This window comes from Rhodococcus sp. H29-C3 (assembly GCF_030063405.1).
Taxonomy (GTDB): Bacteria; Actinomycetota; Actinomycetes; order Mycobacteriales; family Mycobacteriaceae; genus Rhodococcoides.
Map to the genome: position 1 here is coordinate 184,791 of NZ_JASITC010000005.1, position 24,052 is coordinate 208,842.

General features: G+C 61.5%; 25 protein-coding genes. 15 read left to right on the plus strand and 10 right to left on the minus strand.

Features of this window, described 5'->3' with window-relative positions; all coding sequences use genetic code 11:
• Nucleotides 1-111: 111 nt before the first annotated feature.
• The 6 genes from rpsB to QMK32_RS13880 all read left to right on the plus strand — a co-directional run bounded on the left by rpsB (nt 112) and on the right by QMK32_RS13880 (nt 5,212).
• On the plus strand, nt 112-1,011 hold the full coding sequence (rpsB, locus tag QMK32_RS13855; RefSeq protein WP_283475628.1) for a 30S ribosomal protein S2: 900 nt from the start codon (nt 112-114) through the stop codon (nt 1,009-1,011).
• A 107-nt stretch (nt 1,012-1,118) separates the two neighbouring features.
• Nucleotides 1,119-1,943: a translation elongation factor Ts gene (gene tsf / locus QMK32_RS13860; RefSeq protein ID WP_269303524.1), complete on the plus strand. Its 825-nt coding sequence runs from the start codon at nt 1,119-1,121 to the stop codon at nt 1,941-1,943.
• A gap of 227 nt (nt 1,944-2,170) precedes the next feature.
• A complete protein-coding gene (gene pyrH, locus QMK32_RS13865) occupies nt 2,171-2,899 on the plus strand; it encodes a UMP kinase (protein ID WP_084348606.1) in 729 nt (242 codons plus the stop codon).
• 61 nt (nt 2,900-2,960) lie between these two features.
• A complete protein-coding gene (gene frr / locus QMK32_RS13870; RefSeq protein ID WP_269303526.1) occupies nt 2,961-3,518 on the plus strand; it encodes a ribosome recycling factor in 558 nt (185 codons plus the stop codon).
• 28 nt (nt 3,519-3,546) lie between these two features.
• Nucleotides 3,547-4,485 carry a phosphatidate cytidylyltransferase gene (locus QMK32_RS13875; protein WP_502943625.1) on the plus strand — a complete coding sequence of 313 codons (939 nt, stop codon included), beginning with the start codon at nt 3,547-3,549 and terminating at the stop codon, nt 4,483-4,485.
• 10 nt (nt 4,486-4,495) lie between these two features.
• On the plus strand, nt 4,496-5,212 hold the full coding sequence (locus tag QMK32_RS13880) for a class I SAM-dependent methyltransferase (protein ID WP_502943600.1): 717 nt from the start codon (nt 4,496-4,498) through the stop codon (nt 5,210-5,212).
• On the opposite strand, the gene QMK32_RS13885 is transcribed toward QMK32_RS13880, so the two are convergent.
• Together QMK32_RS13885 and QMK32_RS13890 are read right to left on the minus strand one after the other, a co-directional pair.
• Complete coding sequence (locus tag QMK32_RS13885; RefSeq protein ID WP_283475856.1) at nt 5,209-6,060, minus strand: HpcH/HpaI aldolase/citrate lyase family protein; 852 nt, start codon at nt 6,058-6,060, stop codon at nt 5,209-5,211. The two genes, QMK32_RS13880 and QMK32_RS13885, sit on opposite strands and share 4 nt — an antisense overlap.
• Nucleotides 6,061-6,117: 57 nt before the next feature.
• Entirely contained in the window at nt 6,118-6,366 is a 249-nt protein-coding gene (locus QMK32_RS13890) for a hypothetical protein (RefSeq protein ID WP_283475636.1), read from the minus strand.
• A 348-nt stretch (nt 6,367-6,714) separates the two neighbouring features.
• Here QMK32_RS13890 and rlmN point away from each other — a divergent pair, with 348 nt between their 5' ends.
• A complete protein-coding gene (gene rlmN, locus QMK32_RS13895; protein ID WP_283475858.1) occupies nt 6,715-7,866 on the plus strand; it encodes a dual-specificity RNA methyltransferase RlmN in 1,152 nt (383 codons plus the stop codon).
• 66 nt (nt 7,867-7,932) lie between these two features.
• On the opposite strand, the gene QMK32_RS13900 is transcribed toward rlmN, so the two are convergent.
• Nucleotides 7,933-8,202: a DUF2631 domain-containing protein gene (locus QMK32_RS13900; protein ID WP_283475638.1), complete on the minus strand. Its 270-nt coding sequence runs from the start codon at nt 8,200-8,202 to the stop codon at nt 7,933-7,935.
• Nucleotides 8,203-8,322: 120 nt separating this feature from the next.
• Nucleotides 8,323-8,811, minus strand: a complete 489-nt coding sequence (locus QMK32_RS13905) for a DUF1990 domain-containing protein (protein ID WP_283475639.1) — start codon at nt 8,809-8,811, stop codon at nt 8,323-8,325.
• Nucleotides 8,812-8,880: 69 nt separating this feature from the next.
• Between QMK32_RS13905 and dxr the strand changes: the two genes are divergently transcribed.
• The 5 genes from dxr to QMK32_RS13930 all read left to right on the plus strand — a co-directional run bounded on the left by dxr (nt 8,881) and on the right by QMK32_RS13930 (nt 15,259).
• Nucleotides 8,881-10,059 (plus strand): 1-deoxy-D-xylulose-5-phosphate reductoisomerase, encoded by a 1,179-nt coding sequence (gene dxr, locus QMK32_RS13910; RefSeq protein WP_349307566.1) that lies wholly within the window; start codon nt 8,881-8,883, stop codon nt 10,057-10,059.
• A gap of 6 nt (nt 10,060-10,065) precedes the next feature.
• Nucleotides 10,066-11,280, plus strand: a complete 1,215-nt coding sequence (locus tag QMK32_RS13915) for a M50 family metallopeptidase (protein ID WP_283475640.1) — start codon at nt 10,066-10,068, stop codon at nt 11,278-11,280.
• A gap of 62 nt (nt 11,281-11,342) precedes the next feature.
• The gene (gene ispG, locus QMK32_RS13920; RefSeq protein ID WP_283475861.1) at nt 11,343-12,482 is read left to right on the plus strand and encodes a flavodoxin-dependent (E)-4-hydroxy-3-methylbut-2-enyl-diphosphate synthase; all 1,140 of its coding nucleotides are present in this window, start codon (nt 11,343-11,345) and stop codon (nt 12,480-12,482) included.
• Nucleotides 12,483-12,559: 77 nt separating this feature from the next.
• The gene (locus QMK32_RS13925) at nt 12,560-13,396 is read left to right on the plus strand and encodes a GNAT family N-acetyltransferase (protein ID WP_269303532.1); all 837 of its coding nucleotides are present in this window, start codon (nt 12,560-12,562) and stop codon (nt 13,394-13,396) included.
• Between the two features lie 66 nt (nt 13,397-13,462).
• The gene (locus QMK32_RS13930; RefSeq protein WP_502943626.1) at nt 13,463-15,259 is read left to right on the plus strand and encodes a penicillin-binding transpeptidase domain-containing protein; all 1,797 of its coding nucleotides are present in this window, start codon (nt 13,463-13,465) and stop codon (nt 15,257-15,259) included.
• A gap of 47 nt (nt 15,260-15,306) precedes the next feature.
• Here QMK32_RS13930 and QMK32_RS13935 read toward each other — a convergent pair whose 3' ends face one another.
• A complete protein-coding gene (locus QMK32_RS13935) occupies nt 15,307-16,176 on the minus strand; it encodes a LuxR C-terminal-related transcriptional regulator (protein ID WP_283475642.1) in 870 nt (289 codons plus the stop codon).
• Nucleotides 16,177-16,318: 142 nt separating this feature from the next.
• Between QMK32_RS13935 and map the strand changes: the two genes are divergently transcribed.
• Together map and QMK32_RS13945 are read left to right on the plus strand one after the other, a co-directional pair.
• Nucleotides 16,319-17,194, plus strand: coding sequence for a type I methionyl aminopeptidase (gene map / locus QMK32_RS13940; protein ID WP_283475644.1), 876 nt, complete (start codon nt 16,319-16,321; stop codon nt 17,192-17,194).
• A 60-nt stretch (nt 17,195-17,254) separates the two neighbouring features.
• Entirely contained in the window at nt 17,255-18,772 is a 1,518-nt protein-coding gene (locus tag QMK32_RS13945; RefSeq protein WP_283475646.1) for a cobyric acid synthase, read from the plus strand.
• Between the two features lie 11 nt (nt 18,773-18,783).
• On the opposite strand, the gene QMK32_RS13950 is transcribed toward QMK32_RS13945, so the two are convergent.
• The 3 genes from QMK32_RS13950 to QMK32_RS13960 are packed head-to-tail and all read right to left on the minus strand — an operon-like array spanning nt 18,784 to nt 20,791.
• Nucleotides 18,784-19,479 carry an ABC transporter permease gene (locus tag QMK32_RS13950; RefSeq protein ID WP_283475647.1) on the minus strand — a complete coding sequence of 232 codons (696 nt, stop codon included), beginning with the start codon at nt 19,477-19,479 and terminating at the stop codon, nt 18,784-18,786.
• Nucleotides 19,476-20,432, minus strand: a complete 957-nt coding sequence (locus QMK32_RS13955; RefSeq protein WP_283475649.1) for an ABC transporter ATP-binding protein — start codon at nt 20,430-20,432, stop codon at nt 19,476-19,478. The genes QMK32_RS13950 and QMK32_RS13955 overlap by 4 nt, the downstream gene beginning before the upstream one ends.
• The gene (locus tag QMK32_RS13960) at nt 20,429-20,791 is read right to left on the minus strand and encodes a GntR family transcriptional regulator (protein ID WP_283475862.1); all 363 of its coding nucleotides are present in this window, start codon (nt 20,789-20,791) and stop codon (nt 20,429-20,431) included. The genes QMK32_RS13955 and QMK32_RS13960 overlap by 4 nt, the downstream gene beginning before the upstream one ends.
• A 133-nt stretch (nt 20,792-20,924) precedes the next feature.
• On the opposite strand from QMK32_RS13960, the gene QMK32_RS13965 reads away from it, so the two are divergent.
• The gene (locus QMK32_RS13965; protein WP_283475650.1) at nt 20,925-21,491 is read left to right on the plus strand and encodes an alpha/beta fold hydrolase; all 567 of its coding nucleotides are present in this window, start codon (nt 20,925-20,927) and stop codon (nt 21,489-21,491) included.
• A 12-nt stretch (nt 21,492-21,503) separates the two neighbouring features.
• Here the strand turns inward: QMK32_RS13965 and mtr are convergent, their stop codons facing one another.
• Complete coding sequence (gene mtr / locus QMK32_RS13970) at nt 21,504-22,901, minus strand: mycothione reductase (RefSeq protein WP_269303546.1); 1,398 nt, start codon at nt 22,899-22,901, stop codon at nt 21,504-21,506.
• Complete coding sequence (locus QMK32_RS13975) at nt 22,898-23,938, minus strand: alpha/beta hydrolase (protein WP_283475653.1); 1,041 nt, start codon at nt 23,936-23,938, stop codon at nt 22,898-22,900. Before QMK32_RS13975 ends, mtr begins: the two co-directional genes overlap by 4 nt.
• Nucleotides 23,939-24,052: the final 114 nt, after the last annotated feature.

Here is a 24,052-nt window from a genome sequence, read left to right on the forward strand (position 1 = left end):
TTGTCGACGGTCCCACTTTTTTTTCGAGTGGGTTCGGCAACCAGCGGTCGCCAGGGCAGGGGTCGAACGACACTCTGCGTCAACCGGCAAACGAAAGCGAGTTATTCAGCCATGGCTGTAGTAACTATGAGGCAGCTGCTCGACAGCGGCACACACTTCGGACATCAGACCCGTCGTTGGAACCCGAAGATGAAGCGTTTCATCTTCACCGACCGCAACGGCATTTACATCATTGACTTGCAGCAGACTCTGACCTTCATCGATCAGGCCTACGAGTTCGTCAAAGAGACCGTCGCCCACGGTGGCACGGTTCTGTTCGTCGGCACCAAGAAGCAGGCTCAGGAGTCCATCGCCGCTGAAGCAACTCGCGTGGGTATGCCCTACGTGAACCAGCGCTGGCTCGGTGGCATGCTCACCAACTTCCAGACGGTCCACAAGCGTCTCATCCGCCTCAAGGAGCTCGAGGCAATGGAGCAGACCGGTGGCTTCGAGGGACGCACCAAGAAGGAAATCCTCATGCTGACGCGTGAGATGACCAAGCTGGACCGCACTCTCGGCGGAATCCGTGACATGGCCAAGGTTCCTTCGGCCATCTGGATCGTCGACACCAACAAAGAGCACATCGCTGTCGGCGAGGCTCGCAAGCTGAAGATCCCGGTCATCGCGATCCTGGACACCAACTGCGACCCTGACGTCGTCGACTACCCGATCCCGGGCAACGACGATGCAATCCGCTCTGCAGCACTGCTGACCAAGGTCGTTGCATCTGCAGTGGCCGAGGGCGTACAGGCTCGGGCGGGTCTCAACACCGCTACCGATGCGAAGCCCGAGGTCGGTGCAGGCGAGCCACTCGCAGAGTGGGAGCTAGAGCAGCTTGCACAGGCTTCGCCCGCAGCGGCTGAGACGCAGGAAGCTGCAGCAGAGGCACCCGCTGCCGATGCTGACGCGCCTGCCGCTGAAGCACCTGCAGCAGAAACACCGGCCGCAGAAGCACCAGCAACACAGGCTTGATCGAGGGGTCCCGATAGGCGTGACCCACGCCTGTCGGGACCTTTTCTTCGGTATCCGAGAACTTTTACGCTCTGCCCACCCACAGCATTCGAGGAGGCTCGCTCAACATGGCGAACTACACCGCCGCTGACGTAAAGCGGCTCCGTGAGCTCACCGGCTCCGGAATGATGGACTGCAAGAACGCTCTAGCCGAGGCCGAGGGAGACTTCGACAAGGCCGTCGAGCAACTACGCATCAAGGGCGCCAAGGACGTCGGCAAGCGTGCCGAGCGGTCCACCGCCGAAGGTCTCGTCGTCGCCAAGGGCGGCGTGCTACTCGAGATCAACTCCGAGACCGACTTCGTGGCCAAGAACGAAGAGTTTCAGACATTCGCGAACTCGGTTGCTGCTGTTGCCGCTGAAGGCAAGCCTGCAGACGTCGAGGCATTGAAGGCACTGACGCTCGACGGCAAGACCGTCGACGCGGCGATGGGCGAGCTGTCGGCCAAGATCGGCGAGAAGCTCGAACTACGACGAGTTGCCTCGTTCGACGGCCCGGTTGCGATCTACCTGCACAAGCGCAGCGCGGATCTGCCGCCGGCTGTCGGCGTTCTCGTCGAATACACGGGTGAGGGCGAGGCCGCTGCTGAGGCTGCTCGCGGTGCTGCGATGCAGGTTGCCGCGCTCAAGGCCAAGTACGTCACGCGTGACGAGGTTCCTGAGGACATCCTCGCCTCCGAGCGTCGTATCGCCGAGGAAACCGCTCGCGAAGAGGGCAAGCCAGAGCAGGCACTCCCCAAGATCATCGAAGGCCGTGTCAACGGATTCTTCAAGGATGTCGTGCTCACCGAGCAGTCGTCGGTTCAGGATTCCAAGAAGTCCGTGAAGGCAATCCTCGACGAGGCCGGCGTCAAGATCACGCGCTTCGTTCGGTTTGAGGTCGGCGCAAGCTGATAGCGGATACCGAGCAGATTTTTTGAGGTTGCCGTTCGTTCGACTTCGGTCGAGCGGACGGCTTCTTTCATTTTGCTGCCGCGGCACCCCACCCCACGCCACGATGAGTCACGTGAGCCGGGTGTTTAGTCCGTGGCGGCCTCGATAAGGCAGGATATGGGTATTGGGTGCCTTTGGGGGCCCTTGATTCACCGTGCGCAATCGACCGGCGAGAACCGAGGAGAGTTATGACCGATCCCGCCACCGACAGGCCCGGATTCAAGCGAGTGATGCTCAAACTGGGTGGAGAGATGTTCGGAGGAGGCCAAGTAGGTCTCGACCCTGACGTCGTCACCAACGTTGCCGAGCAGATTGCCGAGGTCGTAGCCACCGGAGTTCAGGTCGCTGTCGTCATCGGCGGCGGCAACTTTTTTCGGGGTGCTGAACTGCAGCAGCGGGGAATGGACCGTTCCCGCTCCGACTACATGGGCATGCTCGGAACTGTGATGAACTGTCTTGCTTTGCAGGATTTTCTGGAAAAGCAGGGTGTGGCCACCCGTGTACAGACCGCGATAACGATGGGACAAGTCGCCGAGCCTTATCTGCCGCTGCGCGCGCGCCGCCATCTCGAGAAGGGCCGAGTAGTCATCTTCGGCGCGGGCATGGGTATGCCGTATTTTTCGACCGACACGACGGCGGCGCAACGTGCACTCGAGATCGGGGCCGAGGTGCTGCTGATGGCGAAGGCCGTCGACGGCGTCTATTCGGCCGACCCGCGGCTCGACCCTGACGCAACGATGTTCGAATCGATCACCCATCGTGAGGTCATCGAAAAAGGCTTACAGGTCGCCGACGCCACCGCCTTCAGTCTCTGCATGGACAATCAGATGCCGATCATGGTGTTCAACCTGCTCATCCAAGGGAATATCGCACGCGCTGTCGCTGGTGAGAAGATCGGAACACTGGTCACATCGTGATCGTTTCCGAGCACGTACTCGAACATGCTGGATCATCAGCAAAGACGATGGAGGTCAAGCCGTGATAGACGAAGCGCTTTTCGACGCCGAGGAAAAGATGGAAAAGGCGGTCACCGTTGCCCGCGACGATCTGTCTTCCATCCGAACCGGCAGGGCGAATCCGGGCATGTTCAACCGCATTGTGATCGAGTACTACGGTTCCCCGACGCCAATTACCCAGCTGGCAAGTGTCAGTGTCCCCGAGGCCCGGATGGTAGTGATCAAGCCGTACGAGCCTGCACAGCTCGGGCCGATCGAGACTGCGATACGCAACTCCGATCTCGGTGTGAACCCGACGAACGACGGCAACCTCATTCGTATCAGCATTCCGCAGCTGACCGAGGAGCGGCGCCGCGAGTTCGTCAAGCAGGCCAAGGGCAAGGGTGAAGACGCCAAGGTGTCGATCCGCAATGTGCGTCGAAAGACGATGGAAGAGCTCAAGCGTATTCAGAAAGATGGCGAGGCGGGCGAAGACGAGGTGCTACGGGCCGAGAACGAGCTCGACAAGACCACCTCGAAGTACACGGTGTCGATCGACGAATTGGTCAAGCGTAAAGAAGCGGACTTGATGGAGGTCTGATTCCCCCGGAAGAGTCGGACAATAAATGATGAAGCAAGGAGATGGCGTCGTGGTGGGATCGGAACGGCCACTGGGCTCTGCCGTACCCGACCCGTCGACGCCAGGGGAGTCGGCACCGAAGGCGATAGGGGTGTCGGTGCCGAAGGCGACGGGCAAAGCGGGTCGTAATCTGCCGGCCGCGATTGCGGTGGGCGGTGGCTTGGGTATCTCGCTGATTTTGATCATGGTGTTCGCGCCGTTGGTTTGGATCGGCGTTGTTGCAGTCGCGCTCGCTATCGCAACGTATGAGGTGGCGAGGCGTCTTCGTGAAGCCGGAGTGCTCGTTCCGCGGATTCCGTTGATCGTGGGTGGTCAAGCGATAATTTGGCTCGGCTGGCCCTGGGGAACCACCGGCGTGCTGAGCGCTACCGCAGGCACTGTTCTGGTGTGCATGGTCTGGCTGCTGCTGCAGCAGGGCCTCGGTTCGGCGCCGAAAAACTATCTTCGCGAACTTGCGGTCACCATCCTGGTGGCGTGTTGGCTGCCCCTGCTGGCATCCTTCGCGGTACTGATGGTTCTGCAGGATGACGGCGCAGGCCGCGTTCTGGTGTTTCTCATTGCCGTCGTGTGCTCGGATGTCGGCGGTTACGTCGCGGGAGTGCTGTTCGGTAAGCATCCTATGGCGCCCGCGATCAGTCCTAAGAAGTCGTGGGAAGGACTTGCTGGGTCACTTCTTTTCTGTGTCATCGGCAGCTTGCTCACTGTCACACTCATTCTCGATGCGAACTCGATGATCGGTGTTCTGCTCGGCGTGGTCCTCGTGGTGACCGGAACGCTGGGCGATCTCATCGAATCTCAGGTCAAGCGAGATCTTCGGATCAAGGACATGGGGACCTTGCTGCCGGGCCACGGCGGCATCATGGATCGCCTCGACTCGCTTCTGCCGTCGGCGTTCGTCGCGTGGTTGATCTTCACAGTCCTTCTCTGACATACCGATGATGCCTCCGAAGTTTCGCTCGATTCCGAGCCCCAACATCTGGCATTGGCCCGAGGTCTACGAGTCGGAGAATCGTGCTCAGGATGTCGACGGGCGTATAGCTGCGGAACTGCAGAGGATCGCGCCCTGGGACGGCCGGACCATCGTCGATGTGGGATGTGGCACCGGTTTCCATCTGCCGCTGTTCGCCTCGCGTGCTCACCGAGTCGTGGGTGTCGAGCCGCATGGCCCTCTGGTGGATGCGGCGCGGACCCGAGTTCTCGGGCTGGAGAACGTAGAGGTCGTGTCGGGCAGTGCCGAGGCGTTGCCGCTCGCTGACGCGTCGGCGGATATCGTGCACGCGCGTACAGCTTATTTCTTCGGGCCCGGATGCGGCCGCGGTGTGTCGGAAGCGATGCGTGTGCTCCGGCCTGGCGGAACGCTCGTCGTGGTGGACCTCGACCTCGGGGCATCGCCCTACGGTGACTGGATGCGGGCGGACCTACCGAATTACGATTGTGCGGCCGTCGAATCGTTCTTCGCAGCCCAGGGTTTCGATCTGACCCGGGTAGATACTCGCTGGGAGTTCGCTGATCGGGCGACCCTGGATGCGGTACTGGGTATCGAATTCACGGCACGCACAGCGGCCAGGGCTGCTCGGAGCATCCCCGGCCTGAGTATCGATGTGCGATATCGAGTTCACTCCCGACCCAAGCCTGTTGGACTCGAACTGATTTAAGCGGGGTTGTTCTCGGCCGTGATGCCGAAGATTCCTGCTGCTTCGCGAATTTTGAGTGCCTTGGCAAGGCGCGGCAGGTCGCTGCCGTCCTTCACGTGCACGCCATCGATGCCCAGCATGTCGATGACCTCGTCGGCCCAGGTGACATCTCCTGGGGCTGGAGCGAGCACGCGGTTGACGACGGGGGCCTGCTCCGCGTGCATACACAGCTTTCCGGTCATGCCCATCGAGACGGTCAGGGCCGAATCGCGAGCCAGGATACTGTCGTTGGCGGTCAGCGTCGGGCCGTCGATGGGTCCGGGAAGGCGTGCAGCGCGACTCGACACCACCAGCCGTGAGCGTGGGTACGCCATGGCGAGCGGTTCGTCGCTCATCCCGGTGTCGCGACGGAAGTCGCCGCTGCCGAAGGCCAGTCGGAAAGTGGACTGCGCGCGAGCGATCTCGGGCGTCGCCTCGAGGCCGACTGCAGATTCCACCAGAGCAAGTATGCGTGTCCCAGCTGTTACTCGTGCGGCCGTGGCATCGACCTGGCCGCCGCTCTCGGTCTTCGCGAGCATGATGCCTGCCAAGCCGCGAAGGCCGGAGAGTGCTTCGAGGTCGTCTGCCCAGAACGGCGTGGTCGCGTCGTTTATGCGTACCCAAGCCGAATTGCCCGCTTCGAGCCACGCGACGACGGCGTCGCGTGCCGCAGGCTTTGCATGCGGTGCCACAGCGTCCTCGATGTCGAGAATCACCGCGTCCACCTCCGATGCGGCTGCGGTCGCGAATGCCTCGGGCTGGGTAGCGGGTACCAGCAACCACGAGCGTGCTCGTTCCGGTGCTACGCCAAATGTCACTGGGGTCTCCATGAAAGTGGTCACGTCGGGCTCCTTGCGGTGAGATCGGGCACGACCGACATTATCGATTCAGTACGGCGTTGCCATGTTCTGTGCATTCTGTTCACCGCGGGTTACTTTACTTGCGTTTCGCTGCACGCCTGACCTCGAGGATGCGAACCCCTCCCACGAGAGCCATGACCAAGGCCACGCGAGGGCCGAAGGAGGCAGACCGACGCCGAGCGGTAAGTCGAGCGGCCGGGCGAAGATGTTGCCAGGTACCGAGTCCAGGTTCTGCAGGATGAAGATCGGCGGCATTATCAGGATGAGGGCGCCCACGACCAGCCCGGTCCAGCTAGCAGCCGCTTTGGTATGCGCAACATCGTCCGGTGAGGTCCCCGTCGGCGGGCAGGTGTCGCGAACCGCTTCTGGGTCGGGTGCGCTGTGGGAGAGGTCTCGCCGAGAGTCGTGGGGACGGCTCCCTTGTCTGTGAACTTGTCTGCGAACGTTCCGTCGGTGCCGTCGCCTCTGGGTGTGGACTTTGTGAGATTCGTTCGCCCACGGGTTGTCGAATGCGTCCAGCTGCTGCCGTTCGGTTACCCCTCGCTGTGGGGCTGGAAACTGCGCGCTGAATAGGAGAGAAGTGCCCAGTAGTGGGACACTGGATTTATTATGAGTGATTCTGCTATGACCGCCGACGAATCCACAGCCGAGAGCGCCCGCCCGCGGACGAGGCCGACACTGCCGCTGGTGTTCGCGGATCGCCGTCGCGGCATGCCGTCACGACACCTCGCTGACCTGGATCGCGAAGGATTGAAATCGGCAGTCAAGGATCTCGGGTTGCCTGCCTTTCGTGCCGACCAACTTGCACGCCACTACTACGGCAGGCTCGAAGCGGATACGACCAAAATGACGGACCTTCCTGCAGCGATCCGGGAAAAGGTCGGAGCAGATCTGTTTCCGCCACTGCTGACGGCAATCAAGCACTTGTCGTGTGACGACGGCGACACCCGGAAGACGCTGTGGAAGGCCAATGACGGCACGCTGCTCGAGAGCGTCCTGATGCGGTACCCGGATCGGGCGACGCTATGCATCTCGAGTCAGGCCGGTTGCGGGATGGCCTGCCCGTTTTGCGCAACCGGGCAGGCTGGACTCGATCGCAACCTCTCCACTGCCGAGATCGTCGACCAGGTTCGATCGGCAGCGGCGGATCTACGTGACGGCGCCGTGCCCGGAGGCGAAGGCCGCCTGTCGAACGTCGTGTTCATGGGGATGGGTGAGCCTTTGGCCAACTACAAGCGCGTCGTCTCCGCTGTGCGCAAGATCGTCTCGCCTGCGCCCGATGGGCTCGGCCTGTCGCAGCGGTCGGTGACTGTATCGACCGTTGGTCTGGCACCTGCTATTCGCAAACTCGCCGACGAGGGCTTGTCCGTCACGCTTGCAGTATCGCTGCATACTCCGGACGACGAGTTGCGGGACACCCTCGTGCCCGTGAACAACCGGTGGTCGGTGGCCGAAGTGCTGTCGGCGGCGAGATACTACGCGGATCAGACCGGTCGTCGAGTGTCGATCGAGTACGCGATGATCAGAGATGTGAACGATCAGCCGTGGCGCGCGGACCTGCTGGGCAAGAAACTGCACAAGGCTCTCGGATCGAGAGTGCATGTCAATCTCATTCCGCTCAACCCGACCCCGGGCAGCGAGTGGGATGCCAGCCCGAAGCCCGTCGAACGTGAATTCGTGAGAAGAGTTATTGCGCAAGGTGTTTCGTGCACCGTCCGTGATACTCGCGGTCAGGAGATCGCTGCCGCTTGCGGTCAGCTCGCCGCTGAGAACTGACTAGTAGCGCAAAAAAGAACCCGATAGCTGCGCCGAGCAGCTATCGGGTTCTTTTGGTTCTGCGTGCTATCGCGGCTTCCGGCGAACGACGATGTCGCGAACTACGATGCCGACGAGCGCAATGGCAAAGCCGATGAGGTACAGGTCTTCGATCTCGCCTGTGTGGTTTCCGTGGATCATGAGCAGCAGGAAGACCGCGACGCCGATCGCGGCGATCCGCATCGCCTTGTTCGACTCGCCGCTCCAGCCCCAATTGGCCGAGGGCACCTCGGCTATGTCCTCATGGGTGTACTCGACCGGGTCGTACGAAGCGGGGTCCAGTTCGGTTTGTGCCACCGGTCGATCCTCTCGGGTCAGGGTGCAGCCGAAAGTCCGGCATGCGTGTGCGCACCTAGTTTGGCATACGACCGGCAGTAGTAGCGAGTAGGGGCGCGAGTAGCTGACGCGGTGAAGAAGTCATGCTGCGTACGTGCGCAACGCGGCCAGGTACCTGTCGGTGAAGAGTTTCTGGACCCATCTTCCGACAGGTCCGCCGAGTGCAGTGAACCAGCGACCGGGTCGTGAGAACGCGCGGATGTGCGCGAAGACGGCGTCGTTCGTGGGATCGAATTCGACGGCGAAGCACTCCTCGCCCTGCTCCGGGTGCCCAGGCAGGGTGCCGTATGCGAAACCCCGTCGATCGGGAGAGTCGATGAGGTAAACGACGCGGCAGGGAATCCGAATCCGACCCAGCGTCAGCACGACGACGGTGTCCGCCTCGGCTGTCGGGGTCGACGCGTCGACCCCGAGTCCCGACTTTCGATGCATCTGCCATCCCGACAGGGCGTCGGCTGCTGCTTCGAATGCGTCGCGTCCGGTGCCGATGTGTACTCGACGATCGAGATGGTGGTAGCCGGCGGGCATCCGGCCCTTGGTGCCGCCGATCTCGGGATAGGTGAGCTCCATGAGAGCCCAGCGTGCCACGGATGGCGGCCGCACAGGTGACTCTCAGAGTCGATCAGGAACAATGAACGAGTGCCCGAGCATCGAACACCTCCAGTATCGCGTCCTGTCCGGGTGTTGCTCCTGGGCAGCACCGGTTCCATCGGAACCCAAGCCCTCGAGGTGATCGCTGCCAATCCCGAATTGTTCGAGGTGGTCGGGCTCGCTGCAGGCGGTCGCAATATAGACCTGCTCGGACGTCAGATCCGCGATACCGGTGTCTCTTTCGTCGCGGTCGCAGACCCGAATGCGGGTGCCGAATTGGAACTGGCGAACGTCCTTACCGGCGATCGGGCCGTCACCGAACTCGTGGAGTCGGTCGAGGCGGACGTCGTGTTGAACGCTTTGGTGGGCTCGCGAGGGCTGGAGCCGACACTCGCGGCGTTGAAATCCGGAGCGACGCTGGCCCTGGCGAACAAGGAATCGTTGGTCGCGGGCGGGGAGCTCGTCCTCAGGGCTGCGGCTCCCGGGCAGATAGTCCCAGTGGACTCCGAACATTCTGCTCTTGCGCAGTGCCTTAGAAGTGGCCGAGCCGAGGAGGTGGAGCGCCTGGTGTTGACTGCGTCGGGCGGCCCGTTCCGCGGTTGGTCGGAGGCGGAGTTGAAATCCGTCACTCCCGAGCAGGCAGCGGCGCATCCGACCTGGTCGATGGGGCAGATGAATACGCTGAACTCCGCGACGATGGTGAACAAGGGGCTCGAACTGATCGAGACCCATCTGCTGTTCGGTATCCCATACGAGCGGATCGACGTCACGGTTCATCGGCAGTCGATCGTGCATTCGATGGTCACCTTCTTCGATGGATCGACGATCGCGCAGGCGAGCCCGCCCGACATGCGTCTGCCGATCGCGCTCGCATTGGGATGGCCGAACCGGGTGGCGAATGCTGCCCGCCCGCTCGATTTCACAACCGCGTTTTCCTGGGATTTCGAACCGCTCGACGATCGAGTGTTTCCGGCTGTCCAACTGGCGCGTGAGGCGGGGATTCTCGGGGGCTGCATGACGGCGGTCTACAACGCCGCGAACGAGGTCGCCGCTGAGGCGTTCCTCGCCGGCCGTATCGAATTCCCACGGATCGTCGACACCGTCAAGGAGGTCCTCGGGGCAGGCAGCAGCGAGTGGACTGCCACTCCCACTACCGTGGACGAGGTACTCGAAGCCGATTCCTGGGCTCGTCTTCAGGCCCGCGCACTCTTGAATCAGAAGGAATAAACGTAGATGGTGTTCGCATTCGGCGTCATTCTGTTCGCCCTGGGAATCACGGTGTCCATCGCCCTGCACGAGGCCGGCCACATGTTGACCGCCCGCGCTACGGGCATGAAGGTTCGACGCTTCTTCATCGGCTTCGGTCCGAAGGTGTTCTCTTTTCGGCGGGGTGAGACGGAGTACGGACTCAAGGCGATACCGGCAGGCGGTTTCTGTGACATCGCCGGGATGACCGCGATCGACGAGCTCGCGCCCGACGAGGTCGAGCGTGCGATGTATCGGCAGAAGACGTGGAAGCGTCTCGTCGTCATGCTCGGCGGAATAGCGATGAACTTCGTTCTCGGTTTCCTGCTCATCTTCACGCTCGCTGTGGGCTGGGGACTGCCGAATCTCAATCAGCCGAGCGACGCGATGGTGGGCGAGATGCCCTGTGTGACCGCGACCCAGAACGAAGATCTCACTTACCCGGAGTGCAGTGGACCCAGTCCGGCCTCTTCAGCGGGTATTCGTGAAGGTGACGTCATCGTTTCGGTGAACGGCACTCCGACTGCAGACTTCTCCGATGTCGTCGCAGCCACGCAGCCTCTATCCGGAACCGCAGACTTCGTCGTGGAACGTGATGGGCGTGAGCTGACGTTTCCGGTACAGATCCAGCAAGTCCAGCGTTGGGTACGCGACGGCACCGAGACCGGGCGTAAGTCGACAACCGTGGGCGCGGTGGGCCTTCAACTCGCATACTTCTATCCGACCCAGTACAACCCGCTCGCGGCGATACCTGCTTCGTTCGCGTTCACCGGCGACATGTTCGTCGAGACTGCACACCGGCTGGTGCAGATGCCGAGCAAGGTCGCGGACTTGTGGACCTCGGTCACCGGAGGGGTCAGAGACCCGGAAACACCGATCAGTGTGGTCGGGGCCAGCGTGATCGGTGGGCAACTGGTGGAGAGGTCGTTGTGGCCGGTATTCGTACTGCTGCTCGCGAGCCTGAACTTCTTCCTCGGCATTTTCAACCTGCTGCCGCTGCTCCCTCTCGACGGTGGACACATGGCCGTCACCATCTACGAGCGGATCCGCAATTTCTTCCGCAGGCGTCGTGGTCTGCCGAATGGTGGACCTGTCGACTACATGAAGTTGATGCCCGTCACGTATGTGGTGATCGTGATCGGTGGCGCGTACATGTTGCTCACTCTCACGGCGGACATCGTGAACCCGATCCGATTGTTCTAGATACACTCGTGCTCATAGCTAGGGAAGAAGGCAACGAAGTGACTGTGTCAGTCGGATTGGGAATGCCGGCGCCGCCGGTTCCCGTACTCGCTCCTCGACGTAAGACTCGTCAACTGCAGGTCGGCACCGTCGGTGTCGGCAGTGACCACCCGATCTCGGTGCAGTCGATGACCACAACCAAGACCCACGACATCAACGCCACACTGCAGCAGATCGCAGAGTTGACGGCGTCGGGATGCGACATCGTTCGCGTGGCATGCCCCACACAAGAGGATGCCGACGCGCTGTCCATCATTGCCCGGAAGAGCCAGATACCGGTCATTGCCGATATCCACTTCCAACCCAAGTACATCTTTGCGGCGATCGATGCCGGTTGCGCAGCCGTTCGTGTGAACCCCGGCAACATCAAGGAGTTCGACGGGCGTGTCAAAGAGGTCGCGAAGGCAGCCCGCGAGGCCAACATTCCCATCCGGATCGGCGTCAATGCTGGATCGCTCGACAAACGGATGATGGACAAGTACGGCAAGGCCACACCCGAGGCGCTCGTCGAATCGGCGTTGTGGGAAGCCGGACTGTTCGAGGAGCACGGCTTCGGAGACATCAAGATCTCGGTCAAGCACAACGATCCCGTCGTCATGGTCGCTGCCTACGAACAACTTGCTGCGCAGTGCGACTATCCGCTGCACCTCGGAGTGACAGAAGCCGGACCCGCATTCCAGGGCACCATCAAATCTGCGGTGGCGTTCGGGGCGTTGCTCTCTCGTGGGATCGGCGACACGATTCGAGTGTCGCTCTCCGCGCCACCGGCCGAGGAAATCAAGGTCGGAAACAAGATTCTTCAGTCGCTCAACCTCCGCCCACGCAAGCTGGAGATTGTCTCCTGCCCGTCGTGCGGCCGCGCTCAGGTAGACGTATACAAGCTCGCCGACGAGGTCACCGCCGGGCTCGACGGCATGGAGATCCCACTTCGGGTTGCGGTCATGGGGTGCGTGGTGAACGGACCCGGTGAAGCTCGGGATGCAGATATCGGCGTGGCGTCCGGCAACGGCAAAGGGCAGATCTTCGTCAAGGGCAAGGTCATCAAAACGGTTCCCGAAGCTCAGATCGTCGAGACCTTGATCGAGGAAGCAATGCGCATCGCCGAAGAATTCGAAGATGATGAGGGTGCGGATGCAGGCACCCCTGTCGTGACGGTCAGCTGATTGTCACACTTCTGCACGTAAGTCTGGCAATCTGGTCTTCTATGTCAGTGGATGCGTTGGTCGAGGAGGTGGCGTAAGTGCTCAAACTCCTGGGCGCGAAGCCACTGAGTGGGAAGGACACGGCGCAAGTTCTCCGTGTCCTCGACGCCGACCCGGTTGCCTCGTGCATGATCGCCGCGCGAGTGCAGGATTCGGGGCTCGACCCGCGATCGTTCCACGGCGAGATGTGGAGTCGAGGTGGCCCGGACGAGTCCTTGTGTTTCTACGGTGCCAATCTCGTTCCACTTCTGGGTTCGGTCGATGATCTGCGATCGTTCGCCGACCGTGCCTGTCGTGGTCCGCGAATGTGCTCTTCGCTTGTCGGCCGCGCTGAACTGACGTTGCCGCTATGGGAGATGCTCGAACCCGACTGGGGTGCCCCGCGCGAGTTGCGCAGCGAGCAACCATTGCTGGCGACATCGACGTATTCCGTATTTCCGCCCGACCCACTGGTCAGACTTGTGCACGCGGACGAACTCGACGTCTACCTCAGTGCGGCCGTCGCTATGTTCATCGAGGAAGTCGGTGTCGATCCACAGGCAAACGACGGTGGTAGGGGTTATCGCCGTCGGATCGCCAGTCTCATCGCCGCTGGCCGAGCCTGGGCGCGATTCGAGGACGGACAAGTCATCTACAAGGCCGAAGTCGGATCGCAGTCCGCATCGGTCGGTCAGATTCAAGGTGTGTGGGTGCACCCGCTCTACCGTGGGCAGGGCCTCGGATCGGCGGGTACGGCCACCGTCGTCGACTCCGTGGTGCGCAGCGGTCGTATCGCCAGCCTGTACGTCAACAGCTTCAATTGGCCCGCGCGCCGCGCGTACAGCCGTATCGGCCTCGAGCAGGTCGCCACGTTCACCACAGTCCTTCTGGACTAGAGCGCGATTCGCTACGCTCGCGCGCGCTCTCGCCGAACTACGATGAGCGCGATGAGGTTCTCGGATATGCGGCGCGTTCGACGACCCGCGGTGGCAGCACTGGTGTGTGTCTTCGTCGTCGGAACTGCCGTTGGGTGTACCCCCGCACCGGATGGTCCCGAACCTGCAGCTCAGGAATTTCTGGCGGCCTTCGCTTCGAACGACATCGAAGCGGCCTCGGCGAAGACCGATCTTCCCGAATCGGCGGCAGAAGCGTTGGCCGATACCTGGCAGAACCTGCAAGCCGAATCCATGGATGCCCGTACGACTTCGGTGCGCGTCGATGGTGACACAGCGCTGGTCGGCTACACCTACCAATGGCACCTTCCCAAGGACCGAGTCTGGTCCTACGACGGAGAACTGCAAATGGGCCGCGCCGACGGCAATTGGGGAGTGCGGTGGACGTCGACCGATATTCACCCGGGGCTCGGTGACACCCAGACCATGGAATTGCGCTCGACGTCGCCACCGCGGGCACGCGTCAACGAGAGGTCGGGGTCGGACGTCCTGGTGCCCGGTGTGGTGCACCGCGTCAAGGTGAACGCTGAAGAATCCGGCAACATCGTTTCGTCCGCGACCGGGTTGGCATCCATTCTCGCGCCGTTCGATTCGAGTATCTCGGCGCAAAGCATCGTAGAGTCGGCGACATCGACCAAGGGCGACTATCCAGTTGCCCTGCTCCGCGCCGAGGACTACGAGACCGTCTCGGCGTCGCTGGCAGCACTTCCGGGAGTGACCGTCTCCGGCGAGTCCGATCTGCTCACGACCGATCCGACGTTCGCCCCCGATTTGATCTCTCAGGTGAAGAAAACCGTCATCGACGAGGTCGACGGTAAAGCCGGGTGGAGCGTGGTCACGGTGAACCGGAACGGGGTCGACGTCGACGTACTGACCGACACTCCTTCGCAACCCGCGCCCTCGGTGTCCATCAGCCTCGATCGCAACATTCAGGTGGCAGCACAGAATGCGGTGAACGCGCGGATCGAACAAGCCATGATGGTGGTAATTCAGCCGTCCACGGGGGCGATTCTTGCAGTTGCCCAGAACAAGGAAGCCGATCGCGACGGTCCTGTTGCATCCGCCGGGCTTTACCCGCCCGGGTCAACCTTCAAAATCATCACAGCCGGCGCTGCCATATCGTCGGGACTCGCGACGCCGGACACGACGGTGCCGTGCCCGGGGCGCATCGAGATCGGCGAACGCAGCATCCCGAACTACAACGAATTCGCACTCGGGAACGTATCGATGGGAACCGCGTTCACTCGCTCCTGCAATACGTCCTTCGCCAAGCTCGCCAGCGAAATGGAACCTGACGCGCTCACCGTGGCAGCGTCACAGTTCGGAGTCGGTCCGGACTACGACGTCGTGGGATTGCCTACCGATTCCGGGTCGGTGCCACCGGCCGAAGAATTGGTCCAGCGCACCGAGGACGGATTCGGTCAAGGCAAGGTCGTGGTCTCGACGTTCGGAATGGCGCTTGCGGCTGCCACCGTGGCGCACGGATCGACGCCGGAACCGAATCTGATCGTGGGCCGGGAAACCCGGATCGAGGGCGACCATCCACCGATTTCGCCGCTGATGGTCGACGGGCTTCGAGGGATGATGCGCTCGGTCGTCACCAGTGGTACCGCCGAGCGGATCGCCGATCAAGGCGAGGTGTACGGCAAGACGGGGGAGGCCGAGGTCGAGGGCGGTTCGCACGCGTGGTTCGTCGGTTACCGAGGTGACCTGGCATTCGCGACCCTCGTCGTTCGCGGCGGAAGCTCCGACAACGCGGTGGCGGTCACCAGGGAAATGTTCGAGCAGTTGCCCCTCGACTACTAGGGGGGACTACTAGGGGCGACTACTAGGGGGAACTACTAGGGGAACTACTAGGGCAGTAACCCGCGGCGCCGCGCGGTGACCACTGCTTCATGTCTGGTCCTGGCGCCCGTCTTGTTCATGGCGGTGCGAAGGTACGACTTGACTGTCTCCGGACCGAGTGACAACCGCTGCGCTGTCTCGGCATTGGTGCATCCGAGGGCGATCTGGGCCAGGACGTCGATCTCGCGAACCGAGAGTCGGACCTCGGTGTCGGGCTGCTGGTCCGTCGATCGAAGCGACTCCGCCATTCGGTCCGACAGCATTCTCAGCTCGGCGCGAGTAGACGCATCGGACGTCGTACTCGCGAGCGTTCTCAGTTCCGCGTAGATGTCGCGCAATTCCGCGGTGGCCGCCGAGTGCCCGGTGAAACCGGCTTGCGCGCCGGCACTGGAATCGAGCAATCTGAGGCGAATATCCACCTCGTCTCGGATGGCGATCTCGTGACTCAGCCGTCGAGATGCCTTCACCATCATCTCGGCAATTCGGTCGCCGATGGGGCCGCGTTCGCGGACAGCTGCGTACATGACTGCGCGTGAGGCGCCTGCGACGACGACCGGAACAGCGAGGATGGAGCGCAGGCCCTCGCCGAGAACGGGTCGGTCGTAGTCGTGCGTGATGTACTGCGAGCTTCCGTAGTCACTGACAGCCGCAGGTTGTTGCTGGTCGAGGACGCGACCGCCGAGGCCGGATCTACTCGGGATCAACAGTCCATCCAGTCCCTTGGTACGGGTGCCGTGGAATTCGCTCAGATACAAGGTGTTGCCGGCGGACACTTCACCGCCGAACACCACCGGCACTCCGGACGATGCCACGATTTGCCGCAGTTCTGCGCGAAGCGCATCACCGTCTCGCGGGCGCAGCACGTCGGTGGTCGGCATGGTCACCTCTTTCGCAAAACATCAGTTCCTTTTCCGAACTTCAGTGATCTGAATCATAGATGGCGCATCGAGGTCGGTACATGCGCGGTCGGTCCGGGGACCGACTACACATACGCCGATGTACAGCGCATACGCTGAGGCCATGTCTGTGAAAGCCGAGAGCAAGCCACGTCAGCCACTCGTGCCAGGCGTCGTGTCGCCCACACTGCCCGTGCCGAATTCGATCGAACGCCCCGAGTATGCCTGGAAGCCGACGGCGAACGAGGGCAACGAACCTTGGGTTCAGACATCCGAGGTCATCGAAAAGATGCGTGTTGCCAGCAAGATCGCTGCGCGGGCACTGCAAGAGGCGGGCAAGGCGGTAGCGCCCGGGGTCACGACCGACGAGCTCGACCGGATCGCTCACGAGTACATGATCGACCACGGTGCCTACCCGTCGACGTTGGGTTACAAGGGTTTTCCCAAGTCGTGCTGCACCTCTCTCAATGAGGTCATCTGCCACGGTATCCCCGACTCGACGGTGATTCAGGACGGCGACATCGTGAATATCGATGTCACGGCATATATCGACGGAGTGCACGGCGATACCAACGCGACCTTCCTCGCCGGCAATGTGTCGGAGGAGGCACGCCTGCTGGTGGAGCGGACTCATGAGGCGACGATGCGGGCAATCAAAGCAGTCAAGCCGGGTCGGGCGCTCAATGTGATCGGCCGAGTCATCGAGTCGTACGCGCACCGTTTCGGATATGGCGTCGTGGAGGACTTCACCGGCCACGGCATCGGCACCACGTTCCACAGCGGCCTCGTCGTTCTGCACTACGACCAGCCGTCGGTCGAGACGATCATCGAGCCCGGGATGACCTTCACCATCGAGCCGATGATCAATCTCGGTGGGATTAACGCCGAAATGTGGGACGACGGCTGGACGGTGGTCACCCACGACCGGAAGTGGACTGCGCAGTTCGAGCACACCTTGGTGGTCACCGAGACCGGTAGTGAGATCCTCACGCTGCCGTGAGTGGAGCCTGCGGAATGAACCGATTGCCGTGAGTGGAGCCTGCGGAATGAGCCGACTGCTGTGAGTGGAGCGGGGCGCGGCGGCGCGTTGTTGGTGGCTGGGACGACGTCGGATGCGGGTAAGAGTGTTCTCGTCGCCGGTTTGTGCCGGTTGTTGGCACGCAGAGGTATGTCGGTTGCACCGTTCAAGGCACAGAACATGTCGAATAACTCTGTGGTGACGCTGGACGGTGGAGAGATCGGGCGGGCGCAGGCGTTTCAGGCGCGTGCCTGTGGTCTGGAACCTAGTGTGCGTTTCAATCCGGTATTGCTGAAGCCGGGGAGCGATCGGACGTCGCAATTGGTGGTTCGGGGTCGCGCTGTCGCGAATGTATCGGCGTCGAGTTACGTCGAGCATCGTCAGTCGCTTCGTGCTGTGGTCGCTGCCGAGTTGGATTCGCTTCGCAGGGATTTCGATTTCGTGATCTGTGAGGGGGCTGGATCTCCGGCGGAAATCAATCTGCGCGAGACGGATCTCGCGAACATGGGGTTGGCGACGGCTGCACGGCTTCCGGTCATAGTGGTGGGGGATATCGACCGTGGGGGAGTGTTGGCCCACCTCTACGGCACGGTGGCGATACTCGACGAGGCTGATCAGGCGTTGATCGCAGGCTTCGTGATCAACAAGTTTCGCGGCGATCCGTCGTTGCTGGCCCCTGGACTCGTCCAGCTCGAAACTTTGACGGGTAGGCCCACTTATGGGGTGGTTCCCTACGCAGACGATCTATGGATGGATGCCGAGGACTCGCTCGGTGTCGTCGCGGACGCCCCGGTGGGTAGGCCACGTCCGCCAGTGGGGGCGCGGTGGTTGCGTGTCGCTGCCGTGCGGCTACCTCGGATTTCCAACACGACTGATGTCGAGGCACTCGCGTGCGAGCCTGGGGTTTCGGTCAACTGGGTGACCGAGCCGTCGCGATTGACCGACGCCGATCTGGTCATCGTTCCCGGCAGCAAAGCGACACTGTCGGATTTGCAGTGGTTGCGGAAAACTGGCTTGGCCGAGGCCATCAGCGACCGGGTGGAGGCTGGACGTCCGGTTCTCGGAATTTGTGGCGGCTATCAGATGCTCGGTCGAACGATTACGGATGGAATCGAATCCGCGGATGTTCGGGCTTCGGGACTTGGATTACTCGATCTCGATATCGAGTTCGAGAGCGACAAGGTTCTTGCGGGCGTGGACGGGGAATCACCGTTTTTCGGCGTCGGTGATGTCACGGGTTACGAGATTCATCACGGACGCGTCGCGCACAGTGGCGATACGCCACTGTTTCGATATCGTGACGGCCGACCGGAGGGGAGTGTGCGGGAGGCCGTCATGGGTACGCACTGGCACGGTGTGCTCGAATCCGATTGCTTCCGTAGAGAAGTCCTCCGATGGGCGGCCGCTCGTGCTGGACGCAATGATTTTGTCGTAGCAGCGGACACTTCGGTGGCTGGGTTGCGTGAGGAGCAACTCGACCTGTTGGCGGATCTGGTCGAGAACAACGTCGACGTCGACGCCGTGATGACCGTGATCGAACGCGGCGTCGACGCGAACTAGCAGCGCGAGATCTATGCGGTCGCTCGGCGGAGTCCGGCCCACCCTGCAAGCCCGAGGATTGCGGTCAGCGCCAGTGGAATGACGACCAGGAGCAGAATTCGGGGCGTGTCGACGAAGAAGTCGCCGACCTCGGGCCACCACCGCTGCCAGGTGACCACAATTGCGCCTCCTCCGAGGAGAACGATCGAGGCCAGGCCGAGCCCGAAGATCCCGGTGACACGATATCGCTGGTAGACGACACCGACCACAAGCCCGATCGCAGCGACGAGCAACACAGTGGTGAAGATGCCGAGCCATTGCAGAGCCGGATCGTCCGTCGCATAGCGGAAGATTCCGAACATTCGGAGTTTGATCCCGAAGCCTCCTGTCGCCGCTTCGATGATCGAGAGAACGTACACCAGCGTTGCCAGAACTGCTGATTGGACGAGGGCTACCAGTGCGCTGGCATCGAAGAATTCTCGACGAGTGACACTAATTCCGAGCGCAAAAGGAAACGTCTGGGTAACGGCCTGGATGTAGAACCCGATGGCGAACCCGTACATCGAGAAGACGGATCCGGTGAAGTTATATTCGTTGTTGGTTGTGGGCACGAGGGCGAAGATCGTGTAGCTGATGACGAACGAAATGGCGAGCACTACCAGTGGCCAGCCGATGATCAACGGCCATGCGATGGCGTGCATTCGAGCGACGTTCAGAGTTCGTTTCACGATGCCGACTCCTTGTCGGTCGGATCCGATGCCTTCATCGAATCGCTGCCGGGTGCGGTGGTGTTGCGGATGATCAACTGCTGCAAAGACAACGGCTCGACCGCGATCCCGAGTGATGCTGCTCGTGAGCGATCCTCGAAGGACAGTTGACGCTCGATGCTCACTCGTGCGAAGGTCCCGAGCGATTCTCGATGCAATACACGGCGGTCGCCCAGAAATCGGTCCACTGCGTCGGCGGTTCCGGAGAGATCGAAGGCGCTCTGGCGTAGGTCCTCCGCGTCAGCGTCGATCACGATTGTGCCCTTGTCGATCAAGAGCACGTGTTCGAGAAGATCGCTGACCTCGTCGATAAGGTGTGTGGACAGGATGACCGTTCTAGGGTTCTGCGAGTAGTCGGCGAGAAGTCGGTCGTAGAACATGTGGCGGGCAACGGCATCGAGTCCGAGATACGGTTCGTCGAAAAAGGTCAGCGGTGCTCGTGACGCCAATCCGATTACGACCCCGAGCGTGGAAAGCATGCCGCGTGAGAGCTTCTTGACCTTACGGCCGGCAGGTAGATCGAAGTCGCTCATCAACTCCTCTGCGAACTGTCGATCCCAATGTGGGAGAAGCCTTGCCGCACAGTCGATAACATGACGAACCTTGAAGTCGTCCGGGTACTTCTGGCTTTCTTTGGCGAAGCAGACTTTCGCAAGTGCGGATGCATTCTCGTACGGGCGACTGCCGAATATTTCGATGTCGCCGGATGATTGGCGGCTTTGCGCTGTGAGCATCTGCATCACGGTCGTCTTGCCTGCCCCGTTTCGTCCGAGAAGTCCGTAGATCTTGTTTTCTCGGATGTCGAAGCTGACGCCGTCGACCGCGGTGAAGTCGCCGAATCGTTTCGTCAGATTTCGGGCCGAGGCGATGACGGGGGTGTCGTCGACCACGCTGAGATCATGACGGTCCATCATGTTTCTTCCTCCCATTTGTCGAGCATGATTTTCAACTCGTCGAGGTCTATGCCGAGCTTGTTCGCTTCGGTGATGAGCGGTTCGACGAACTGTCGTGCGAAGTCGTCTCGTCGTCGAAATCGAAGCGCATCCCGTGCGCCGTTCGTGACGAACATGCCGATGCCTCTCTTTTTGTAGAGGATGCCGTCGGCAACGAGTTTTGCCAGGCCTTTGCCCGCTGTCGCTGGATTGATGCGATGGAATGCCGCCAACTCGTTCGTCGAGGGCACCTGGGTTTCCTCGACGAGGGTCCCGTCGATGATCGAGTTCTCGACCATCTCGGCAATCTGGATGAAGAGAGGTCGGCCCTCGTCCATCAATGGTGTCTCCACGAGCTTCGTTGCTTCTGTGGTTCATTACTCATGTAACTAACCGTAGAGCTTCGGTGACGCGAGCGCAATGCCTCGGCGGTTGCGAATGTTTCCGATAGGACGTGCAGTAGCGTCCTATCCCATGGAGTACAAGCAGGTATCGACGGCCGGCGGGACTCGCACGGTGCGTATCGCCGGACCGGAATCCAGGCATGTCGTGCTGTTGCTTCCGGGTCTGGATGATCGCCCCGACGTATTCGACGGAGTATCCGAGCGTCTGCACAATTCCGACCTGAAAACCGTTGCAGTGGAGGATGCGCGAGGGCTCGACGGCGATGCCATGGTGGCAATACTCGACGAACTGTCGTTGCCCTGGGTGCACCTCGTCGGCAATCGAGAGGGCGCTGAACTGGCGTGGACGCTGGCGGCCCGAACATTCGGCCGATTCGCGAGCCTTGTCGCATGCGACCGCGGTCACCCGGCCGTCGCAGATCAGGATGGGGTCGTCCGCGCTTCGGACTGCTCGCCCGTCGAACTGCCGACCACGATCGTGATCGGCAGTTCGCTGAAACGAGCGAGTGCGGACGGCAGCGGAAGGTTGGTCTATTCGGACTTCAGGGTCGTCCAGCTCGACGGTGTGGGCAACATCCCGAGCGATGCAACAGCCGAACTTGCTACCGAAATCGCGCTCCGCACCAACCCTTGGTGATGCGGAGCACCCTCACACGTCGAGACCGAGCAGTGCGTTCTCGACCACTTCGGGCAGGCCAGGGTGAATCCAGTACTGTCCGCGAGCCATGTCGAGGGCCGAGGTTCCGAAACTCATGGCTTGGATGAGCGGCTGAATGACCGTCGGTGCCTGAGCGCCGAGGACATGAGCGCCCAGTATGCGGCCGGTCTTCTTTTCCGCAATGATCTTGCAGAAGCCTTCTTGGTCCTCCATTGCCCAGCCATACGCGACGTCACCGTAGTTTTGGATCTTGACGGTGATGTCGAGGCCTGCACTGCGAGCCTGATCCTCGGTGAGGCCGACCTCGGCGATCTGAGGATGCGTGAATACGGCCGCGGGCACGAACCGGTGGTCGTGCTTCCATAGGTTCGTCGTGTCCTGCCAGGCATTGTGCAGCAGATTGTGTTGCACTACGCGCGCTTCGTGGTTGGCAACGTGTTTGAGTTGAAAAGCGGACGAGACGTCACCGAGTGCGAAGACGCCCTCGGCACTCGTGCGACCGTATTCGTCGACTCGAACTCGACCGTCCTCTTCGAGTTCGACACCGGCCTTTTCCACGTCGAGGCGATCTCCGTTGGGCACGCGTCCGACGGCGACGAGTAGAGCGTCGCCGAGGATTCGGGTGCCGTCGGAGAGTTCGAGACCGACGTTGTCGCCCTCGGAGATCGCCTTTGCCTCGCCGGAATCGAGATGGACGTCCCAGTTCTTCTGGGCGTGTTCGGTGAATCGATCCGATATGTCTGTGTCGAGACCGCGCAGCAGTGCGCCCTTGCGGGCGACGATCGACACTGTGGATCCGAGCGCGCCGAACACATGCGCGAATTCTGCTGCTATATAGCCTGATCCGAGGATGACGAGATGCTCCGGTAACTCGGGCAGTCGCATGACGTCGTCGTTGGTATGAAACGGCACGCCGCTGTCGAGTATCTGCTGAGGCACAACCGGCCTGGATCCAGCGGCGATGACGACCTGGTCGGCGGTGATCACTTCGCCGGCGCCGGTGTCGATCGTGCGGGGCCCGACGAACGACGCGTGGCTGGAGAACAGGGTGACGTTCCGGCTACCGCTCTCGCGGTAGTTCTTGCCGCCCTCGGACATGGGGTCGATACGTCCGAACACCCGGCCGACTATGTCGGACCAGCGGACGCGATCGATCGAGGAGTCGATTCCGTAGCGTGCCGAATCTCGGATCGTCTGCGCGACCTCGGCCGCGTAGACGAACATCTTCGTCGGGATGCAACCGACGTTGAGGCAGGTGCCTCCGAACGGTGAATGCTCTTCGAAAATTGCCACCGTCTTGTCCGAGAACTGCTCGTCGGCGATGGAGTTGCCCGAACCTGATCCTATGATCGCGATGTCGAAATGACGACCGGTTGCCTGACTGCTCACGAAATTGTCCCTAGCTCGTTGTGGTTTCGTCCGGAATCTCGTTCGATGTGCTCACTTCGATGCAACCACTCGAGCCACTCGTCGACCTCGCCGAGTGCCCGTGCCCGCGGTACGTCCTGTGAAAGAAAGACGTCGTGGCGGGCGCCCTCGATGGGGACGATCGTCGTACGATCGCCCAGGCAGCCTGCCCAGCGCGCGATTTGACGAACATCGAGCACCGCATCGGCAGCGTCGATCTCGGAACTGTACTTGCGGGAGAAGTGCGTCACTTTCGATCGTAGAATCAGCGAAGGAATGCCGATGTCGAGACCTCGATGCAGCTTTGCATGCCCGTGACGGATCGCGCGGATCCAGCCGAACGTGATGGGGAAGCCGGACAGCGGCTTCCAGTCAAGGTTGTAGTCCCACTCACCGTGCTCGGAGGCAGCAAGCGAGAGGCCATAGGTGTCCAGACCCATACCGGGCAACGCCGTCTTGGCCTTGACTTTGCCGATGACGCCGATCGCGGTTGTGCCGACGCTACGGACCGCCGCGGGGCCCTGAAGGTCGAACCAAGGGCTGTTCAGGATGACACCGTCGATACCGAGGCCGGTGGTGCCGCCGTCCTGACGGTTCAAGCGATCGAGCCACAAAGGAAGAATCAGCCCGCCCGTGGAATGAGCGAGGAGCAACACCGACTTGCCGCTCGGCTCCCTGCGAACCAGCGAGAGCGCTTCGTTCAACTCGTCGTCGTAGAACGCCAGATCCGTCACGAAGTGCGGTGTCTGGCCTTCACACAGAGACCTTCCGCATTTACGCAGGTCCAGCGCGTAGAACGCATAACCTTTGGCTGCGAAATGTTCGGCCAGGTGCTGTTGGAAGAAATAGTCGGTGAAGCCATGGACGTAGATCACCGCTCGATCGAAGGACGGAGCATCTGCGGGTTGGTATCGAACGAGAGTCGCCTCGACCTGCCCTTCACCGTCCGGATCTTCACCGAGGCGGATGGTGGTCTGCTCGTAGCCATCGCCGAGGACATCAGGTACCCAGGTAGTCACAGATCACAACTGTAGTAGCAGGTGCAAAGCGCACTTCGAGAGCACAATCGAAGAAGGGCTTGAAAGCGCTTCGAGTCGGGTATCTACGGCCGGGTAATGTAGCCGTCACCTGAG

Bases quoted from the DNA above. Each gene is read 5' to 3' on its own strand.
- QMK32_RS13935 (WP_283475642.1), bottom strand. From the start codon at position 16,176: ATGCCGACCACCGACGTGCTGCGCCCGCGAGACGGTGATGCGCTTCGC.
- QMK32_RS13885 (WP_283475856.1), bottom strand. From the start codon at position 6,060: ATGGAGACCCCAGTGACATTTGGCGTAGCACCGGAACGAGCACGCTCG.
- QMK32_RS13905 (WP_283475639.1), bottom strand. From the start codon at position 8,811: ATGGAGCTCACCTATCCCGAGATCGGCGGCACCAAGGGCCGGATGCCC.
- ispG (WP_283475861.1), top strand. From the start codon at position 11,343: ATGCCGGCGCCGCCGGTTCCCGTACTCGCTCCTCGACGTAAGACTCGT.
- QMK32_RS13930 (WP_502943626.1), top strand. From the start codon at position 13,463: ATGCGGCGCGTTCGACGACCCGCGGTGGCAGCACTGGTGTGTGTCTTC.
- map (WP_283475644.1), top strand. From the start codon at position 16,319: ATGTCTGTGAAAGCCGAGAGCAAGCCACGTCAGCCACTCGTGCCAGGC.
- QMK32_RS13955 (WP_283475649.1), bottom strand. From the start codon at position 20,432: ATGATGGACCGTCATGATCTCAGCGTGGTCGACGACACCCCCGTCATC.
- rpsB (WP_283475628.1), top strand. From the start codon at position 112: ATGGCTGTAGTAACTATGAGGCAGCTGCTCGACAGCGGCACACACTTC.
- pyrH (WP_084348606.1), top strand. From the start codon at position 2,171: ATGACCGATCCCGCCACCGACAGGCCCGGATTCAAGCGAGTGATGCTC.
- rlmN (WP_283475858.1), top strand. From the start codon at position 6,715: ATGACCGCCGACGAATCCACAGCCGAGAGCGCCCGCCCGCGGACGAGG.
- QMK32_RS13965 (WP_283475650.1), top strand. From the start codon at position 20,925: ATGGAGTACAAGCAGGTATCGACGGCCGGCGGGACTCGCACGGTGCGT.
- QMK32_RS13875 (WP_502943625.1), top strand. From the start codon at position 3,547: ATGAAGCAAGGAGATGGCGTCGTGGTGGGATCGGAACGGCCACTGGGC.
- QMK32_RS13880 (WP_502943600.1), top strand. From the start codon at position 4,496: ATGCCTCCGAAGTTTCGCTCGATTCCGAGCCCCAACATCTGGCATTGG.
- QMK32_RS13915 (WP_283475640.1), top strand. From the start codon at position 10,066: ATGGTGTTCGCATTCGGCGTCATTCTGTTCGCCCTGGGAATCACGGTG.
- tsf (WP_269303524.1), top strand. From the start codon at position 1,119: ATGGCGAACTACACCGCCGCTGACGTAAAGCGGCTCCGTGAGCTCACC.